Here is a 16,462-nt window from a genome sequence, read left to right as displayed (position 1 = left end):
GCCCGGTCGGAATCACCCGACCGGGCCGACGCATGTTCAGCCGCAGACGCGGAACGTCGCGGACGCGGCCGGAGACCGGGAACGCCCCGTCCTCAGGCCGGGACGTCGAACGCCTCGGAAACACCCGTGAACGGCCCGTCCTCCGTGTCCCCGTGGAACCGCAGGCGATAGCGTCCCGCCGCGGCGCCCGTCGTGTCCCACTCGACGCGGGCCACCGCGTACCGCTTCCGCGGACCCGTGCCCCGCGTCCAGTGCAGCCGCGTCGCCCAGTCCCCGTCGTCGGCGACCCGCGTCCATACGTCGGCCCCGGCCTCGCGCTCCACCTCCAAGTACGTGCCGCCGCGCCGCAGTTCCGTGCTCGGATGCCCGGCGACGAATTCCGCGGCCACCACGCTCCCCGTCCGACTGAGCGACAGCGGCTGCCCGAACACCCGGCCAGGGGGCGCCAACACCGGCGCGGCTGCCGCGGCGCCCCGGTTGAACCGCCGTCCCGCGAGGTCCGGCTCGGGCTCACCCCGCTCCACCGGACGGCCGTCGCGCATGGCCTCGGCCAGCCCCGCGGCGATCTGCTGGAGCGCCGGGAGCTGCCAGCGGCCGAACAGCGTGCTGCCGCCCTCGTACATCTGTGCGTCGTACTCCTCGGGCGTCGTCGTGTAGTGCCCGTACGCGTTGCTGTAGCCCGCGACGAGGACGTCTTGCCACGCCACCCCCAGAATCGGCGCGACCGTGCGGCGCAGCCGCAGACCCGCGTTGACGGTCACCTCGAACGGCAGCCCGATCAGGTACAGCGGCCCGATCCGCAGCAACTGCACCGGCAGGCGCCGCTGGACGAGCGGCACCACCCGGTTCGCACTCGCCGGGAGCGCCATGGGCTTCGGCGCCTGCGCATCGCGCAGCCGACGCGACAGCGGGTAGACGACCCCGCGCGACAGCGCGCCCAGGACACGGTTGCGCTCCGCGCCGAAGCCCTTGAAGTACGTCGGCCCGTCCGGGATCGCCCCCGCCGGCGATGTTGCCCCACCGGTCGGCCCCGATGTGCGGTGGAACCGGCCGTCGCCGGTGAAGGCGGGCAGGACCCGCATGTCGGACAGGTCGACGTGCGTGATGCGGTGGTCGAGCACGAGGTCGAACGAAGTCCCCTCGCCGTTCCGGCCCTTGTCCGCCAGCGCGGCGGCGGCGTCGGCCTGCCGTGTCCCGATGATCCTGGTATTCTCCGCCATGTCCTCGGTCGGACCGCTGCCGGGCCGCAGGTTCAGGTTCGGCGACACGTCGCCGGCATTCGTCTGCGCGAACGCGGTGATCAACTCCTGCGGGGCGTCCGCCAGATAGTCGCAGCCGCCGAGCACGCGCTCCCAGTGGTAGCCGGCGTAGCCCTTGTTGTCGCCGCTGACCAGCCGGTTCCGGTTGGTCATGCTCGTGTTGTGCACGGCGAACCAGTTGATCGCACCGACGAGTCGGCCGTCACGCTCGATCGACAGCAGGGTCGTCTGCGGGTCCACGCCGCCCGGGAAGAGCGCGCGGTCGGCGGCAGGATTGCGGTCGAACGCGCGGCGGGCCCGGTTGGCACTGGCGTTCTCCAGCCGCCCGTGCGCCAACCGCAGCGCCGCCGGGGCCAGATCCTCGTGCGCGGCGAGAGCCGCCTCGACGATGCCGTCCACGACGGCCGCGAACGTCTTCGTCCGGAAGCCGCCGGTGTTGCCGTTGTAGAGGGCGTGGTGGGCATAGCCGCCGGGGCCGCAGTGCGTGTGGGTCGCGGTGATCATCACGTTCGACTCGGTGTAGCCGCGGGGCAGCCGGGCGAGCACCGCGCGTACCACGCCGCCGAACATCAGCGGCAGGTCGCACACCACGATCATCAGGCGCTCGGTCCCGTCCGAGAACGCGAACGCCCGGGCCCGCAGACGGGTATGCAGGCCCGCGCTCTGCTGGAACGCCATGCCGTAGCCGAGCATGCCGCACTCGGCGATCTCACCGGTGATGTCGGCGATGCCCCTGCCGACAAGTCCACCCGTCCCGGTCGAGGCCACGTGCCGTCCCCCGTCGCCGCACTGTCGTTGCCCGGACTCCCCGGCCGACCGGGGTTCGCGCCGAATGCTCCGGCCGGCGGCACCGGCTGTCAAGAACCCGGGCCACGCCCCGCCGTCGGCCCGCCCGACAGGTACAGCCGGAACCCCTCGGCCTCCGCGACGAAGCCGAGCGACGTGTAGAGCAAGTGCGCCCCGTCGTCGACATGCCGCTTGTGGGACAGCAGTTGAACCTTGTGGCACCCGGCTGCGCGGAGATCGTCGAGAGCGCGGCGCAGGATCGTGCTCGCGACACCCTGCCGCCGATGCTCCGCCGACACGACCACGGCCTCGATGAACGCGCTGGGCGCGCAGTCGTAGGTGATGTTGGGCATCACCATGACCGTTGCCGTGCCCACGGGCTCACCGCCGAGTTCGGCGACGTACACGGTCAGTTCGTCGGATCGCAGCATGCGGGCCCATGTCCGCTCCTCTGCCCGCGACGCCGAGCGCGGCGGTCGGCCGCCGGGGTCGCGTCCGGCGTGCACCGCCAAGACGGCGAGGAGGTCGTCCGGGCCCGCGGTGCGGACCACCAGCCAGGCGGCCGCCGCCGGGGTCGTATCGCGCCTCATGCTCACTTCCGGGGTTCGACCACGATGCCGATCGTCTTGTCCGGGGCGCGCAAGTCGTCGAAGGCAGCCGGGACTTCGTCGAGGCCCACGCGGCGGGTGATCCACGGCTCGACGTCCACCTCGCGTGCCGCGAGGGCGGCGAGCACCGTACGCAGAGCCGCGAGGTCGGCCGACGCGGAGAAGGTCAGGCGGAGGTTCTTCTTCACCGCAAGGCCGGTGCGGATCGGGTCGGGGTCGTACTGCCCGCTGACCTCGACGATGTGGCTGTTGCGCGGCACCTCGGTGAAGAGCCGGGCCAGCATGCCGGCGATACCCGTCGTGTCGAACACGGTCGGCGGCTGGGTCGCGCCGGTTTCGGCGAGTGCGTCGAGCCAGGTGCGGCTGTGCACGTCCACCACGATGTCCGCCCCGACGGCGAGTGCCGCGGCGCGCCGCAGTTCGGTCGGCTCCGCGGCGATGACCGGGCCGCGCCCGTGCCGCCGCAGGGCCGCGACGATGCCGAGGCCGACCTGCCCGGTGCCGAGTACGACCGCGGGCGCGCCGTCCGGGATCGCGGCCGTGCGTACGCTCATTTCGCCCACGATGAGCGGCTCGACGAACACCGCGTGCAGCGGGTCCATGCCCTCGGGCAGCGGGGCGATGAGCCCGGGCGTCGACAGGAGTATGCGCTCCGCGTAGCCGCCCGGGTAGGTGTCGGAGAATCCGACGACGCTGGTGTGCCCGTCCGCGCCGGTGACGGTGCCGAGTCCGGCGCCCAGGTCGCCCGGGACGAACCCGACCGCGTCGGGGCCGGCTTCGAGGACGCGGAAGACGAAGCAGTGCCCGAGCATGACGCCGCGCGCCGGGTCGAAGATCATCGCGGTGGAACCCGAGTCGCGCGCGCAGCCGAGGTACGCCTCGGTGTGGTCCATCAGGTGGACGTCGCTGCCGCAGATCCCGCACGCCACTGTCTCGACGAGGATCTGCGATCCCGTCGGCGCGGCCAACTCCGGGATGTCCCGGACCTCCAGGCGCCCTTCGATGCCGACGACCACACGCATGCCGGTCCTCCGTTCCCCGCCCCGCACCGGACGGAGCCGTTCGCTCGGAATCTTGTTGCAGTCAAGCAATGACGCCGTGCAACGTCAACAACGTGCGGATTGCGACGCGCACCGCGCGCGACGGGGCCAAAAGCCTGGTGCCCTCCCCCGGCCGCGCGACAATATGGGTCGGGAAACGCGTCGAGAACCAGAGCCCCGGTAGCGCTCTCGGCAGCGGTCGAATGCACCCGGCACCGCGTGCCGGGCCCCCACGAGTCGAGGTGAGTGGCGCATCACCGACCGGACGAGCCGCGGCGCAGCCCGGTCCGGCACCGCGGCGACGCGGTCCGCCGGCCGGCTCACCGGCGTCGACATCGCGCGGTTCCTGGCGATCTTCTGGATGTTCGTCGCGCACATCGGCCCGGACCGCGACGACGGGTGGCCGAACCGGCTCCTGTGGCTGGGCGACGGCCGGGAGGCCGCGCTGTTCGCGTTCCTCGCGGGCGTCTCGCTCACCCTGGTGCACGGCGAGCGGCTGCGGCTGCCGTGGCGTGACCCGGAGGCCGCGGCGACCTCCCGGGCGGTGGTGCGGCGCACCGTCGAGAAGTCGTTCCTCCTGCTGCTGCTCGGCCTGTGGCTGGCCGGCCTGGAAACGGGCGTGCTCGTCATCCTGCCGTTCTTCGCCCTCTACTTCGTCGTGGCGCTTCCGGCGCTGTACCTCCCGACGCGCACGATCGCGGTCACGGCGGCCTATTGGGCCTTCGCGGGGCCGATGGTGTCCTTCATCCTGCGCTACAGCTGGGAACGGGTGGACCCGGGCTACCGCGTACCCGACTTCGGAGCCCTGGCCGATCCCGGGGAGTTCGTCACCACGCTCTTCGTCACCGGCACGTACCCGGTCATCACCTGGATGCCGTTCGTCTTCGCCGGGATGGCCGTCGGACGCCTCGACCTGCGCAGCGTCCCGGTGCTGTGGCGGCTGACCGGCGCCGGCACCGCGCTGGCGCTGCTCGGGTACGGCGGCTCGTGGCTGATCGTCGAGGCCGGCGGCGCGGGGACCCAGCTCCAGACCGCCACGGACCGGCTCTTCGACGCCCCACCCGGCAGCGTGTCGGTGTTGGAGGCGCTGGGGTGGTACACCGGCACCACCCCGCCCAACGACCCGACCTGGCTCGTGGTCGCGCAAGGCCACAGCGGCACCCCCTTCGAGGTGGTCGGCGCGACCGGCGTGGCCTGCGCCGTCCTCGGCCTGTGCTGCCTGGCCTGCATGCGCTTCCTGGACGGCGACCGGCGGCCGGCGCCGTGGTACGTCGCCGCCCCGGCCGCCGTGGGTGCGATGTCGCTGAGCGTCTACACGGTCCACCTGATCGCGGGCTGGTCCTCGCTGACCCCCGGTGCCGGATCGTGGGTGCGGCTCCTCGCGTACACCGCCGTCGCCCTGGCCGGCGCGTGGCTGTGGGCCCGCCTCCTCGGCAAGGGGCCGCTGGAACGGGCTCTCGCGGTCGCGGGCGGCAGGTCGCCGGACGTCCGCTCCCCCGGCCGCCCGGCCGGCCCCGACCCGAACGCCGCCGCTCCCCCCGACACCGACGCCGGTACCGATACCGATACCGATACCGACGGCGACACGGGCACCGGACGCAGTTAGCGGTCGTCGACGCCGATCCCCAGCACCTGGGCCAGCGCGGGCGCCAGTTCGAGTAGTTGCAGGCTGCTGATGGTGGCGCCCCTGAGCGCCTCCACTCCCGAGGTGATCCGCAGTCCGGCCGCCTCCCGCAGGTCGACCTTGGCGAGCTTCGCCTTCTCCAGGCTCACGCCGTCCAGCGTCGAGCCGGGGAACGACACGCCGGTCAGCGTCGCCCCGGCGAAGTCCGCGTCGCGCAGCATGCAGTTGACGAACGACACGTCGCGCAGCGCCGAGGCCCGCAGGTTCACGGAGTCGAACTTGCAGTTGTGGAAGACCACGCGGCGCATCTGGGCGCCGTGCATCTGCAGCCCGGCCAGCAGCCCCGCGGTGAACTCGCAGTCGAGCCAACTGCTCTCGGCGAGGTCGGCGCCGACGATGCGCACGCCCTCCAGCCACACGTCGTCGAACCGCGTACGCCGGTAGCGCCCGCGCGTGACCGTCGCCGCCGAGAACGCGCACTCGGTGAACCCGGAGCCGCCGCCTTCCGCGTCCTCGAGTTCCGTGCCGTCGAAGTGCACGGAATCGTACGTCCCGTCGCGCCGGAGGTCGCCGTCGAACGGCTCCAGCCGATGGGCGTAGGGCAGTTCTCCGAGTTGGCGCGCGGCACGCACAGGCATCGGCGGACCTCCGGGGGATGGCAGGGGACAGAGTCTCCCCTATCCCTATCGCGCCCCACCCTCATCGCCCCAATCCGCCGCCACCCGTGCCACCGCCGATACGCCTCGTTGATCCGCCCGGTGCCGCCCGCCATCGCTCTTCCGCGGCGCAGCTGTCGAGCAGCCCGGCCTCGGGTCGACCTCCTGGCGGTCGGCGTGAGCAGGGCCACACCATTTGGGTTCCGCTTCCGCGCAACACAACCGTTGTGCGGCGTAGTCATCCAGGTGGGAGGACCGGGCGGACGTCGCCCGGGCGGTGCTGTCGGGCGACGCGCGGTGGCGGAAGGGAGCATGCGGTGCCACGTGTCGCGACGCGGGCCGCCGGGCGCCGTACGCCGGGCCGCGCACCCGCCCCGAGCCCCGCCCCCGAGGCCGCCGACGGCACGGCGGCGGACCTCCAGGCCGCGGACTCCTCGGCAGCGGTCCGCGAGCCGTCGTCCGGCCGGGGCAGGGACCTGTCCCCGACGGGGGCCGGGATGTCGGCCGTGCGCGGCGGCGCGAACCTCGCGGCCGGCTCGGTCGTGTCGCGCCTGACCGGGTTCGTGCGCAGCGCGATCATCGTGGCGGCGCTGGGCACGGGGCTGTTCGCGGACGGCTACAACGTCGCCAACACGGTGCCCAACATCCTCTACATCCTGCTCGTCGGCGGCGCCCTGAACTCCGTGCTGGTGCCGGAGCTCGTCCGGGCCGCTCGGCGCGACCGGGACGGCGGCGCGGCGTACACCGACCGGCTGGTGACCGCGGTGTGCTGCCTGCTGCTGGCGCTGACCGCGGTGACGGTGGCGGGGGCGCCGTGGATCGTGTCGGCGTACGCGCATTTCGAGGGCCCGCAGCGCGAACTCACCGTCACGCTGGCCCGCTACTGCCTCCCCCAGATCTTCTTCTACGGGTTGTTCGCGCTGCTGTCGGAGGTGTTGAACGCGCGGGGGCGGCCGGGCCCGGCGGCGTGGACGCCGATCCTCAACAACGTCGTGGTGATCGCCGTCTTCGCCGGCTACCTCAACATCGCCCACGGCGCGAACGACGCGGGCGAGGTCGACGCCGACCAGGTGCGGCTGCTCGGGATCGGCACCACGCTCGGCATCGCCGTGCAGGCGCTGACCCTGTGGCCCTATCTGCGGGCCGCGGGCGTGCGGCTGCGGCCGCGGTTCGACTGGCGCGGGCACGGGCTCGGCGCGCCGCTGCGGATGGCCGGGTGGGCCGTCGCGCTGGTCGCGGTGTCGCAGGTCGCGTACTGGCTCACCACGCGGCTGGCCACCACGGTCGCGGAGCGGGCGGACCGCGCGGGGATCGGGCACGGCGTCGGGTATACCGCGTACGCGAACGCCCAGCTGCTGTGGATCGTCCCGCACGGCATCATCACGGTCTCGCTCGCGACGATGCTGATGCCGCGCATCAGCCGGGCCGCGGCCGAAGGCGACCGGGACCAGGTGTGGGCGTACGTCGCGCGCGGGCTGTGCTTCAACGCCCTCGCGATCGTGCCGTGCGCGTTCTTCTTCCTGGCCCTCGGCCCGCAGTTGACCGCGGTGGTGTTCCAGCACGGCGCGACCTCGGCCGCCGACACGCGCGCGATGGGCCTGATGCTGTGCGCGTTCGCGCCCGGGCTGGTCGCCTACTCGGCCGGATACCTCATCCAGAAGGGGCACTTCGCCCTCCAGGACCCCCGCGTACCGCGCCGGGCGACGGTCACCACCGCGGTCGCGGGGTCGGTGCTGAGTGTCGCGGCCTACCTGCTGATGCCGCTGGCGTGGGCGGTCACCGCCATGGCCGGTGCGTACTCCGCCGCGCAGGTGATCGGCCTGCGTCACCCCGCCGCGCGGTTCCGGCGCGCCCTCAAGGGTGTCGACGCGGCCCCCGTCCTCAAGGTGCATGTCGCGGTGACCCTCGCGGCGGGGACGGCCGCAGGCGCCTCGTTCCTCCTGGCCCGGTTCACCGCCCGCGTCTGGTCGGACGGGCCGTTGGCCTCCGGGCTCGTGCTGCTCGGCGCCACGGCGGTCTTCGCCGCCCTGGTGGTGCCCACAGCCCTGCGCCTGATGCGCCGCCCGGACGCGCGCGGTGGCCGCCGGAGGGCACGCCGCCGGTCGAAGTGACCCGCGGATGGGTCAGACCGCGTCGTCCCATTGGTCGAGGATCGCCTCGGCGAGTTGCGCCTCGTCGGCCGCGCTTCCGCCCATCGGTCCTTCGGCCCGGCCGTGCAGCGGCTGCTCCGCCCAGATGACCTTGCCGCGCGACGTGTAGCGGGTGCCCCAGCGCTCGGCGAACTGCGCGACGAGGAAGAGCCCGCGGCCGCCCTCGTCGGTGGTCGCGGCCCGGCGCAGGTGCGGTGACGTGCTGCTGCCGTCGGACACCTCGCAGGTGAGCGAGCGGTCGTGGAGCAGGCGGACCCTGATGGGCTGCGAGCCGTAGCGGATCGCGTTGGTGGCCAGTTCGCTCAGGATCAGCTCGGTCGGATAGGCGTAGTCGTCGAGCCCCCACACGGCCAACTGCCGTGCGCAGGCCGCCCGCAGCGGCGCCACCGCCTCCGGGTGCGGGCGTACGTCCCACGCCGCCACGTGGTCCGGTGCCAGCAGCCTCGTGCGTGCCACCAGCAGGGCGATGTCGTCGCTCTGGCGCTCGGACAGCAGTTCGTCGAGCACCGCGGCGCAGGTCTCCTCCGGGCCGGCACCGCCCCCTCCCGCGGCCAATGCGTCGGCCAGGCGGCGCAGTCCGTCGTCCAGGTCGCGGCCGCGCTGCTCGACCAGCCCGTCGGTGAACAGGACCAGTCGGGAGCCCTCCGGCAGTTGCAGTTCCGCGGTTTCGAAGGGCAGGCTGCCGGCGAGGCCGAGGGGCGGGGAGACCGGCACCTCGGGGAAGTCGACGCGGCCGTCCGGGGACACGACGGCGGGTCCGGGGTGCCCGGCCCGGGCGAGGGTCACGCTGCCCGCGACGGGGTCGTAGACGGCGTACAGGCACGTCGCGCCGGTGATCTGCGAGGCGTCGCCGTCGGACTGCTCCTGGTCGATGCGGGTGACCAACTCGTCTAGGCGGCCCAGGAGTTCGTCGGGCGGCAGATCGAGCGCGGAGAAGTTGTGCGCCGCGGTGCGCAGGCGGCCCATGGTCGCGGCGGCGTGCAGGCCGTGGCCGACGACGTCCCCGACCACCAGCGCGACGCGGACGCCGGACAGCGGGATCACGTCGAACCAGTCCCCGCCGACGCCGGCCTGCGCCGGCAGGTAGCGGTACGCCACGTCCAGGGCGTTCTGCTCCGGCAGCGCGCGCGGCAGCAGGCTGCGCTGGAGCGTCACGGACAACGTGTGCTCGCGCGTGTAGCGCCGGGCGTTGTCGATGGACAGTGCCGCGCGCGCGGCGAGCTCCTCGGCGAAGGTGCGGTCCTCCTCGTCGAACGGCTCGGGGGTGTCGCGGCGCCAGAAGTTCGCCATGCCCAGGACGATGCCGCGTGCCCGCAGCGGCACGGTGACCAGCGAGTGGATGCCGTAGTCGAGAATGTCCTGGCCCCGCTCCGGGTCCAGCGCCCAGTTCCGGCTGTTGGTCAGATCGGTGTGCAGCACCGCGCGGCCTCCCGCGACGGCGGCCGCGACGGGGGCGTCGGGGCCCGCGGTGATGACCGCGCCGACCGGGTAGAGGGGCTGGTCGGTGCGGACGCCGCGGACCGCCGCGCGGCTCATGCGGTTGCCGCCCGGCTCCTCGCCGCGCAGGACCGGTTCCAGCAGTTCCACCGTGGCGAAGTCGGCGAACCGGGGGACGGCCGCCTCGGCCAGTTCCTCTGCGGTACGCGTCACGTCCAGCGTGGTGCCGATGCGCACCCCGGCGTCGTAGAGCAGGTCCAGGCGCTCGCGGGCCACCTCCGCCCGGCCCGCGAGCGACCGCAGTTCGGTGGTGTCGCGCAGTGTGGCGACGCTGCCCGGCGGGCCGCCGTGCGGCGCGGTGGGCCGCTTGTTGACCGCGAGCAGCCGGTGCCCGGTGAGGTGCACCTCGTCGGTGGCGTCCCGTTCCGAGGTCAGGAGGTCCACGAGACCGGCGTCCAGGCCGAGGTCCGCAACCAGGCGTCCCCCCGCGTCGGCGGGCAGGTCGAGGAGGCGCCGGGCCTCGTCGTTGGCGAGCACCAGGCGGCCGTCCGTGCCGACGATGAGCACGCCCTCGCGTACCGCGTGCAGTACGGCGTCGTGGTGCTCGTACATACGGGTCATCTCGCCGGGGCCCAGGCCGTGCGTCTGGCGTTGCAGGCGGCGGCTGACCAGGGCCGTGCCGATCGAGGTCAGGAGCAGTGCGGCGGCGGCCCCGCCGAGGACGACGGGCATCTGGCGGTCGACGCCGTCCCCGACCTTCCCGGTGGTGATGCCGGCGGCGACGAAGCCGACGGCCCGCCCGTCGGCGCTCAAAACGGGGGCCGCGGAGACGACGGACCGGCCGGCCGACGTCTGGGCGGTGTCGGTGCCGGGCACTCCGCCCAGTTGTTCGAGCAGGTTCGGGCCCTCGACGGCGACGCCGATCCGGGTGGGATCGGTGTGCGCGACGCGGACGCCCGCATTGTCGACCACGACGATGAACGCCACGCCGGACTGGTCCCGGGCCGCGACGATCCGCGACTGGAGTGCGCCGGTGGGGTCCGGGCCCTCCAGCGCTTCGGCGACCCCGGGGCCCTGGGCGAACGAGGCGGCAACGGCCATCGAGCGGTGCCGTGCGTCGCTCGCGCTGTCGCGGCGGGCCTGGACCACCAGGGCCACGGCCGCGGCGACGACCAGCAGGAGCACGACGGCAACCTGGAGCCAGAAGACCTGCCCGGCGACACTGCGCAGGCTCAGCGGGGCCCACAGCCGCCGCCGTACGGCCCTGGGGCGGCCCGGCCGGGACGGCGAGGTCGAGGACCGACGCAGTCGCCGTGACATGTGCCATTTGTACCATTTCACCGGTGCGCCGACCCCAGGGAGCGGGGCTCATTGTGACCCGGGGAACACCACGCCGCCGCCATGCCGCGACGTATGGTCCGGTGGTCCTCCCGCACCGCGAAGATTGCCGGGCACAGGCAATGCAGGGGGTGAGGCGGGCAGAACCCGGCCTCCGAGAGGCGGTGTCGGCGACTCGGAGGCGCGACGGCGGAAACGCGGCGACGGGTGGTCCACACGCGCGGCGGGAGGTTCGTCCTTGCCCTCACCGCGAGACCGGCGACCGCCAACTCGCCTTGCCGGCAAGCCGGTCCGCGAGGAACACGCACTCCGGTGCGCCGGACGACGGCCAGGTCGTACCCTGGTACGCCGTGACCCACCCCCAAGAACTCGATACACCGCCCCCCTTCGACCCCGGGGCGGCCCGTGCGGCCCGCGAAGTCATGGCGCTCACCCCCGAAAGGGTGGCGGCGACACTCGCGTCGTACGGCGTCAACGTACTGCCCAAGCACGTCCGCGCCTGGGAGGACTCCTCCGTCGCCCCGACCGAGGACGAACTCGTCGCGCTGGCCCGGACGCTCGCGGTCCCCGTCGCCCAACTGATGGGCCCCACCGCGGCCACCCTGCACGCTCTCCGGCTGCGCGCCGGCCTGACGCGCGCGCAGGCGGGCAAGTCGGTCGGCATGTCCGAGGCCACGTGGACGCGCATGGAGCAGACGAACCGCTGGCGCGCCGACGAGCGGCGCACCGAGGCCCTGGTGCGCGTGCTCGGCGGCCTCTCGCACCGCCAACTCGTCGAAGTCTCCGGCGCCGCCGACGAACTGGCCGAACTCCTGGCCCGCGGCGTCTCCGACGGCCGGTGGCAAGCGCACCTTTCGGCCGTGACCGAAGTCCTGGGCGTCCGCCGCCGCCGCGTCGCACAGGCGCTGGAAGGCTTCGGCGCCGAGTTCCCGCCCGCCGGCGCCAAGCCGGACGACGCTCCGGCCCCGCTCCCCGACGGCGCGGTCGACCGCTTCTGGCACCACCTCGGCGACCCGCCCGCGGACCCCTTCGCGCCGGGCCCCTGGCGCCGGCCGCCCGGCCGCCGCTGAGACCCGACCGGCAGCGAGCGCCGACCGACGCCGTGGCCGCCCTCACATAGTGCGAGGGCAGGCCACGGCGTCGGCGCATTCACGCGACGTGCCCGTGCCGCGCACCCCGAAGCCGCGACCGACGCACATTCCGGATTGCGGACACAACTGGTAAACCGGGTCCCGCTTGTCCCCGATCACACGGAGGAACCATGGGCTCGGAGAACTTCGCCATGCCGGAACGCGGTTCGTCGTCGTTCGGCCGCCGCGCTTTCGCGGCGGGTGTCGTCGGCGCCGTCGCCGCCGCGGTCCTGCCGGGCGCTCCGGCGTACGCCCACGACGACCCGCGGCCGCACTCGCGCCTGATCCCGCTCACCGGTGCCGTCAACACCCGTGACCTGGGCGGTTATCGCACCTGGCACGGCCGCACCGTCCGCTGGGGACGCGTCTTCCGCGGCGACGCCCTCGGCAAGCTCACCGCCGAGGACGTCGCCCGGCTGGGCCGCCTGGGCCTGCATACGGTCGTCGACTTCCGCGGACCGAAGGAGATTGCGAAGGACGGCGTCGACCGCCTGCCGCCGCGAACTCTCCTGGTCAACAACCCCGTTCTCGATGCCGCCGGCGACGCCATGACCGACGCCATCACGCGGGCCCTGGCGACCGGCGACCCGGCCGTCCTCGACGAACTCCTCGGCGACGGCAGGGGCGCCGCGCTGATGACCGAGGGGCACCGCAGTTCGGTCACCTCACCCGCCGCCCGCGCGGGCTTCGGCGACACACTGCGCCGCATCGCCGAGCACGGGACGCCGCTGCTCTACCACTGCACCGCCGGCAAGGACCGCACCGGCTGGATGAGCGCGCTGCTGCTGACCGCCCTCGAAGTCCCCGACCGCACGATCGTCGAGGACTACATGCTCTCGAACGAGAACCGCCGAGCCTCGAACGAGTCGACGTACGCCTTCCTCCGCTCGCGCGGCATCGACGTCGAACTGGTGCGCCCGCTCATGGAGCAGCGGCCCGCGTACATCGAGGCAGCGCTCGCCACGATGCGCGCCGAGTACGGTTCGGTGGACCGCTACGTCCGCCGCGGCCTCGGCCTGTCCGCCGGCACGATCCCGCGCCTGCGCGCCCGACTCCTCACCCGTTGAAGCACGCCTGAGCACTCCCCGGGCAGGTCCGGGCGGGTCCCGGCAGGTCCGTCCCCGGTGCGAACCAGATCCGAAGCCGGCCGCAGGAACGTTTCCGAAGCCCGCCGCGGGGATGTTCGGGCACGTCCCTCGCCGCCTCCGTGGCTCATCCGCAGCACACCCTCCACCCCGTGAGAGCACCGCTCCCCCGGCGGGCCGCACCCGGTGCGGCCCGCCGCGTCCGCACGCCCCCCTTGACTCGTTAATGCGCGTGATTTAACTTCACCGTCGTGAACACCCGCGACGAATTGATCCTGGCCGCCGAGCGGTTGTTCGCCGTGCACGGCGTCGACGGCGTGTCCCTGCGCAGAATCAGCGCCACCACGGGGCAGCGGAACGTCGCGGCGGCGCAGTACCACTTCGGCGACAAGCAGGCCCTGATCCAGGCCATCTTCGACTTCCGGCTCGCCCACGTGGACGCGGACAGGCGCGCGCTGCTGGACCGGGTCCGGGCCGAGGGCCGCACGAACGACGTGCGCGCGCTGGTCGAGGCGCTCGTGCTGCCGCTCGCCGCGCAGGCCACCCGTCCCGACAGCCACTACCTGCGGTTCCTCAACCGGATGTGCGACCACCAGGGGCGGGCGGTGGTCCCCCTGTCGGACATCGGCCCGGTCAACAGCGCCGTCGAGGTCGGCCATCTCATCCTCGACGCCCTCGGCCCCGCTCCGGATCCGCGTACCGCGCAGCGCAACAGCCTTGCCGGGCGCCTGATCATCTCAGGGCTCGCCGACCTCGAACACCAGGTCGGCGCGGCGGGACCGTCCCCCGACACCGAGGTGTACGCGGCCGGGCTCGTCGACGCCGTCGTCGCGGTGCTCACCGCCCCGTCCTCGGTGCCCCGCCCGCAGGACGCCTGACCGCACGACACCGGCGCCCCTCTTCTTCGCCTCCGCCGTCACCCGGCCGGAGGCGTGCGGCGGTTCCCGCTCCGACTCCCGCTCGTACCAAGTCCGTTGCCGATCCCCGAGGAATGGTGAGCCCATGACGACCCCGCCCGTACCGAACGGCAACCGCCGAGGCCGTACGCTGACCGCCTCGGCCACCGACCGGGTCTACCCCCGGGACCCGCGCCCGCGCGAGGGTGCGCCCGACGTGCTGGTCATCGTGCTCGACGACCTCGGCTTCGCGCAGATCGGTGCGTTCGGATCGGACATCGCGACGCCGAACATGGACCGCCTCGCGGCCGGCGGGCTGCGCTACAACCGGTTCCACGTCACCGCGCTCTGCTCGCCCACGCGCGCCGCCCTGCTGACCGGTCGCAACCACCACGCCGTGGGGATGGGCTTCCTGGTCGACCTGCCGATCGCGTACCAGGGCTACAACTCCCGGGTGCCGAAGTCGGCGGCGACGATGCCGCGCATCCTCAAGGACGCCGGGTACTCCACGCTGGCCGTCGGCAAATGGCATCTGACGCCGCGTTGGGAGCGGTCCGCCGCGGGCCCGTTCGACCGGTGGCCACTCGGCTACGGCTTCGAGCGCTTCTACGGCTTCCTCCAGGGCGACGCCAACCACTGGGCGCCGGAACTCGTGTGCGACAACCACTACACCGAGCCCCCGGCCGGCCCCGAGGACGGCTACCACCTGAGCGAGGACCTGGTCGACACCGCGCAGCGGATGATCCTCGACCAGAAGCAAGCCGCCCCCGGCAAGCCGTACTTCATGTATCTGCCGTTCGGCGCCATGCACTCGCCGCACCATGTCGCGCCCGAGTGGGTCGAGCCGTACCGGGGCAAGTTCGACGGCGGCTGGGAGCGGTGGCGCGAGGAGACCTTCGCCCGCCAGGTAGCGGCCGGCATCGTGCCCGAGGGCACCGAACTGCCCGAGCGGCCCCCGTGGATCCAGGAGTGGGAGGCCCTCGACCCGGACGACCGGCGGATGTTCGCGCGCATGCAGGAGGTGTACGCCGGGTTCCTCACCCACACCGACGCCCAGATCGGCCGCCTGCTCGACTTCCTCGAACGCACCGGACGCCTGGACAACACCCTCGTGATGCTCATGTCCGACAACGGCGCCAGCGCCGAGGGCGGGCAGTTGGGCACCGTCAACGAGCACCGCTTCTCGTCCCGCATGGGCGACTCGACCGAGCGCAACATCGCCGACCTGGAGAACTGGGGCGGGCCGGACACGTACCCGCACTACGCCTGGGGATGGGCGTGGGCCGGCAACACCCCGCTCCGGCTGTGGAAGCGCTACACCTGGCTGGGCGGCACCCGGGCGCCGCTGATCGTGCACTGGCCCGACGGCATCGCGGCCCGCGGCGAGATCCGCAGCCAACTGACGCATGCCGTCGACCTGATGCCGACGATCCTGGAAGCCTGCGGCGTCGACATCCCCGAGACCGTGGACGGCGTGCCGCAACAGGAGGTGGACGGCCGTTCCCTCGTCGGCACGTTCGCCGATGCGTCCGCCGAATCCCCGCGCGAAACCCAGTACTTCGAGATGCTCGGCTCGCGTTCGATCATCCACGGGGAGTGGAAGGCCACCACCGACCACGTGTCGCGCGGCGTCCTGGACGAGGAGCGGCTGCTGCTCGGCAGCCGGGACTTCGCCACCGACCGCTGGTCCCTGTTCAACCTCGCCGACGACTTCGCCGAGGCGCGCGACCTGGCCGACGAACACCCCGAACTGGTCGAGAAGTTGGAAGACCTGTGGTTCGACGAGGCGGAGCGCAACCATGTGCTGCCGCTCGACGACACGATGCAGGAACGCCTCGCCGCGCTGATCTTCCCGACGTACGGCCTGCAACCGCGCGGCACGTACCTGCCCGGCGGCGGCCCGGTCCACGAGGAGTCCCTGCCCCCGCTGTTCGGGGGCTTCACGCTCACCGCCGACGTGGAGGTGCCCGCGGACGGTGCGGACGGAGTCCTGTGCGCGTTCGGCGACCTGACGGGCGGCTTCGTCCTGCGGGTGGCGGACGGCCGGCTGAGCTTCACCTGCTCGCGGGCCGGTGAGGTCGACCGGGTCACGGCCGACGCCCCGCTGGCGCCGGGCCGCCGCGTGGTCGGCGTACGCTTCCGCCCCGGCGCCGACGCGCCCGGCACCCTCGCGCTGCTCGACGCGGGCGCCGAGATCGCCTCTGCCCCGCTCGGCGGGCCCTGGCCCGTCGCGTTCCAGCACGGCGGCGCGGGCCTGTCCGTCGGACACGACCACGGCCTGCCGGTGGACCGCGACTACCGGCCCCCGCACCCGTGGACCGGCACGCTCCACACCGTCGAGATCGATACCGCCGCGGTGCCCGAGCCTGATCTGGACACCGCGCTGCGCACCGCCCTGCACAGCGACTGACCGGGCCGGGTGGGGGTGGACCGGGTCCACCCCCACCCGCGGC

The 16,462-nt window shown here is 73.3% G+C and carries 11 protein-coding genes; 6 read left to right on the top strand and 5 right to left on the bottom strand.

Features of this window, described 5'->3' with window-relative positions; genetic code table 11:
- Positions 1–92: 92 nt before the first annotated feature.
- The 3 genes from AB0C36_RS26015 to AB0C36_RS26005 all read right to left on the bottom strand — a co-directional run bounded on the left by AB0C36_RS26015 (position 93) and on the right by AB0C36_RS26005 (position 3,675).
- Positions 93–2,027 carry a neutral/alkaline non-lysosomal ceramidase N-terminal domain-containing protein gene (locus tag AB0C36_RS26015; RefSeq protein ID WP_358358100.1) on the bottom strand — a complete coding sequence of 645 codons (1,935 nt, stop codon included), beginning with the start codon at positions 2,025–2,027 and terminating at the stop codon, positions 93–95.
- Between the two features lie 89 nt (positions 2,028–2,116).
- A complete protein-coding gene (locus AB0C36_RS26010; protein ID WP_358358098.1) occupies positions 2,117–2,635 on the bottom strand; it encodes a GNAT family N-acetyltransferase in 519 nt (172 codons plus the stop codon).
- Positions 2,636–2,637: 2 nt separating this feature from the next.
- A complete protein-coding gene (locus AB0C36_RS26005; protein WP_358358096.1) occupies positions 2,638–3,675 on the bottom strand; it encodes a zinc-binding dehydrogenase in 1,038 nt (345 codons plus the stop codon).
- 271 nt (positions 3,676–3,946) lie between these two features.
- Between AB0C36_RS26005 and AB0C36_RS26000 the strand changes: the two genes are divergently transcribed.
- Positions 3,947–5,299, top strand: a complete 1,353-nt coding sequence (locus tag AB0C36_RS26000; RefSeq protein ID WP_358358102.1) for a heparan-alpha-glucosaminide N-acetyltransferase domain-containing protein — start codon at positions 3,947–3,949, stop codon at positions 5,297–5,299.
- Here AB0C36_RS26000 and AB0C36_RS25995 read toward each other — a convergent pair.
- Positions 5,296–5,955: a pentapeptide repeat-containing protein gene (locus AB0C36_RS25995; RefSeq protein WP_358358094.1), complete on the bottom strand. Its 660-nt coding sequence runs from the start codon at positions 5,953–5,955 to the stop codon at positions 5,296–5,298. The genes AB0C36_RS26000 and AB0C36_RS25995 overlap by 4 nt on opposite strands.
- A gap of 335 nt (positions 5,956–6,290) precedes the next feature.
- Here AB0C36_RS25995 and murJ point away from each other — a divergent pair, with 335 nt between their 5' ends.
- Positions 6,291–8,084, top strand: coding sequence for a murein biosynthesis integral membrane protein MurJ (murJ, locus tag AB0C36_RS25990; RefSeq protein ID WP_358358092.1), 1,794 nt, complete (start codon positions 6,291–6,293; stop codon positions 8,082–8,084).
- A gap of 12 nt (positions 8,085–8,096) precedes the next feature.
- On the opposite strand, the gene AB0C36_RS25985 is transcribed toward murJ, so the two are convergent.
- The gene (locus AB0C36_RS25985; RefSeq protein WP_358358089.1) at positions 8,097–10,880 is read right to left on the bottom strand and encodes a SpoIIE family protein phosphatase; all 2,784 of its coding nucleotides are present in this window, start codon (positions 10,878–10,880) and stop codon (positions 8,097–8,099) included.
- 368 nt (positions 10,881–11,248) lie between these two features.
- Here AB0C36_RS25985 and AB0C36_RS25980 point away from each other — a divergent pair, with 368 nt between their 5' ends.
- From AB0C36_RS25980 to AB0C36_RS25965, 4 genes are all read left to right on the top strand, one after another.
- The gene (locus AB0C36_RS25980; protein WP_358358086.1) at positions 11,249–11,968 is read left to right on the top strand and encodes a helix-turn-helix domain-containing protein; all 720 of its coding nucleotides are present in this window, start codon (positions 11,249–11,251) and stop codon (positions 11,966–11,968) included.
- A gap of 191 nt (positions 11,969–12,159) precedes the next feature.
- Positions 12,160–13,095: a tyrosine-protein phosphatase gene (locus tag AB0C36_RS25975; RefSeq protein WP_358358084.1), complete on the top strand. Its 936-nt coding sequence runs from the start codon at positions 12,160–12,162 to the stop codon at positions 13,093–13,095.
- Positions 13,096–13,364: 269 nt separating this feature from the next.
- On the top strand, positions 13,365–13,991 hold the full coding sequence (locus AB0C36_RS25970; RefSeq protein ID WP_358358081.1) for a TetR/AcrR family transcriptional regulator: 627 nt from the start codon (positions 13,365–13,367) through the stop codon (positions 13,989–13,991).
- A gap of 124 nt (positions 13,992–14,115) precedes the next feature.
- A complete protein-coding gene (locus tag AB0C36_RS25965; protein ID WP_358358079.1) occupies positions 14,116–16,419 on the top strand; it encodes an arylsulfatase in 2,304 nt (767 codons plus the stop codon).
- Positions 16,420–16,462: the final 43 nt, after the last annotated feature.

Source organism: Streptodolium elevatio, from assembly GCF_040649515.1.
GTDB classification, from domain to species: domain Bacteria; phylum Actinomycetota; class Actinomycetes; order Streptomycetales; family Streptomycetaceae; genus Yinghuangia; species Yinghuangia elevatio.
This window is presented reverse-complemented; position numbering and strand designations above follow the sequence as displayed.

Excerpts from the sequence above, each read along its gene's own strand:
- AB0C36_RS26010 (WP_358358098.1), bottom strand. The coding sequence starts at position 2,635 with ATGAGGCGCGATACGACCCCGGCGGCGGCCGCCTGGCTGGTGGTCCGC.
- AB0C36_RS26005 (WP_358358096.1), bottom strand. The coding sequence starts at position 3,675 with ATGCGTGTGGTCGTCGGCATCGAAGGGCGCCTGGAGGTCCGGGACATC.
- AB0C36_RS25995 (WP_358358094.1), bottom strand. The coding sequence starts at position 5,955 with ATGCCTGTGCGTGCCGCGCGCCAACTCGGAGAACTGCCCTACGCCCAT.
- AB0C36_RS25985 (WP_358358089.1), bottom strand. The coding sequence starts at position 10,880 with ATGTCACGGCGACTGCGTCGGTCCTCGACCTCGCCGTCCCGGCCGGGC.
- AB0C36_RS25975 (WP_358358084.1), top strand. The coding sequence starts at position 12,160 with ATGGGCTCGGAGAACTTCGCCATGCCGGAACGCGGTTCGTCGTCGTTC.
- AB0C36_RS25965 (WP_358358079.1), top strand. The coding sequence starts at position 14,116 with ATGACGACCCCGCCCGTACCGAACGGCAACCGCCGAGGCCGTACGCTG.